Consider the following 1,861-nt stretch of genomic DNA (forward strand, 5'->3'; position numbering starts at 1 on the left):
TGGGGCTCGATCCGCAGGATGCGGACCACCTCCTGCCGGGGACCTCGCCCAAGGCGCAGCTCTGCCGCACCGAAGAGCCGGTCGACGATCAGCACATTGCCGTGGATGCGGGAGTTGTGTCCGTCATCGAATGATTTGGAACACGAGCGTTTGATTGGCTTAGGAGGATCAGGCTCGCCGCAGTTTCAATCTACGCCGCGTTCTGATGATGCAGCAAGCGGCGTTTCTGGATTGTCTGGTGTTTGATTTCCTTTCTGCGTCTGAGGATTGTTTCGGCTCGACCGAAATAGACATCGGCGGGTGTCAGATTGCTGATGCTCTCGTGGTATCGGTTGTGGTTGTAGTGATTGATGAAGTCGCCGATGGCCTGTTCGAGCGCTCCTGGCAGATAGTAGTTTTCCAGCAGGACACGGTTCTTCATCGTCTGATGCCATCGCTCAATCTTGCCCTGGGTCTGCGGATGGTTGGGCGCTCCCCGAACATGATCCATACCCTGCTCATCCAGCCATTTCGCCAACTCGCCAGAGATGTAACTGCTGCCGTTGTCGCTGAGCAGCCGGGGCTTGTGGGCAACGGTGACACTGTCACAACCTGATGCAGCCAAAGCGTCTTCCAGTGTTCCTGTGACATCGTCAGCTTTCATCGTGGTGCAAAGGCGCCAAGAGACAACGTAACGGCTGTAATCATCCAGGATCGTAGACAGGTAGAACCAGCCCCAACCGATGACTTTGAGATAGGTGAAGTCGGTCTGCCAAAGCTGGTTCGGCCGCACAGTCTTCTCATGGAATTCATCCGCCGCTTTGATGGTGATGCAGGCTGGGCTAGTGATCAGATCTTGTGCCTTCAGAAGCCTGTAAACACTGGCCTCAGAAACGAAGTAGCGCCTGGTGTCGGTGAACCGCACCGCAAGCTCGCGGGGCGATAACTCGGGTTCTTCCAGAGCCAGTTCCACGATCTGCTTGCGCACCTTGTCGGGGATGCGGTTCCAAACCCTACCTGGCCGGGAATGGCGATCCTCAAGCCCGGCCTCGCCGAAAGACAGATACCTGTCGTACCAGCGGTAGAAGGTCGTTCTGGGAATGCCGAGCTTTTCCAGTGTGCGTTTGATCGGCAGGTGCGAACCGTCAACCAGCCGGATGATCTCAAGCTTTTCGGATGCGGGATATCTCATTCGTCGTCTCCCCCATCCTCGAACATGCTTTTTTTGAGCAGCCGGTTCTCAAGGGTCAGGTCGGCGACTACCTCTTTCAGCGCCGACGATTCCGCTCTCAAATCCTTCACCTCAGAGCTGGTAGCCTGGCGTGCGGTATCGCCAGCCAACCGCTTCTTACCGGCCTCAAGGAACTCTTTCGACCAGCTGTAATACAGGCTCGTAGCTATTCCTTCACGGCGACACAGCTCCGCTATGCTGTCTTCACCACGAAGCCCATCCAACACAATACGGATCTTCTCCTCTGCCGAATGCTGGCGCCGTGTCTTCCTGCGGATGTCTTTGACAACTCTCTCTGCTGACGCTTTCTGTTTCCCGGATTTCATTCTCATCTCCACTCTCTGATGGTTACGATGAGCCTGAAATCCTCCGCTACGCAATCAACCTAGTCTGTTCCATGGGTGCTGATGGCGGACATTCTTGTGGACTAGCAGGTAATTGAACGTTGCGATGGCTATAGTCCAAGTAAACGGCACCGCACTAATATCTTCCAATACAAGACGATATGCTGGAAATCTTGCGTATCCTTGCAAGCCGATAATGGCGAAAAGGATGAGAAGTAAAATGTCACCTACGCGGAAATCTCCGGACGCTCGCAAGGAAAAAAAATGTCGAAGAGTACTCATATGTTGTTGTTCTTTTGCAGGATGA

2 protein-coding genes and 1 pseudogene are annotated in these 1,861 nt (G+C 54.2%); all 3 read right to left on the reverse strand.

Annotation, left to right across the window (positions count from 1 at the left end; translation table 11 throughout):
• Nucleotides 1-116, reverse strand: a pseudogene (locus tag ACR0EL_RS21365) (P-type conjugative transfer protein TrbG); the annotation flags it as partial.
• Nucleotides 117-190: 74 nt separating this feature from the next.
• Nucleotides 191-1,542 (reverse strand): IS3 family transposase gene (locus ACR0EL_RS21370; RefSeq protein WP_170717543.1). Its coding sequence is split into 2 segments (ribosomal slippage): nt 191-1,206 and nt 1,206-1,542, totalling 1,353 coding nucleotides; the frame shifts between segments, so codons are not numbered across the junction.
• Nucleotides 1,543-1,590: 48 nt separating this feature from the next.
• Nucleotides 1,591-1,861 (reverse strand): hypothetical protein (locus ACR0EL_RS21375; protein ID WP_480502162.1); only part of this gene is annotated, 271 nt, incomplete at its 5' end.

Source organism: Ruegeria sp. AH12 (assembly GCF_056541465.1).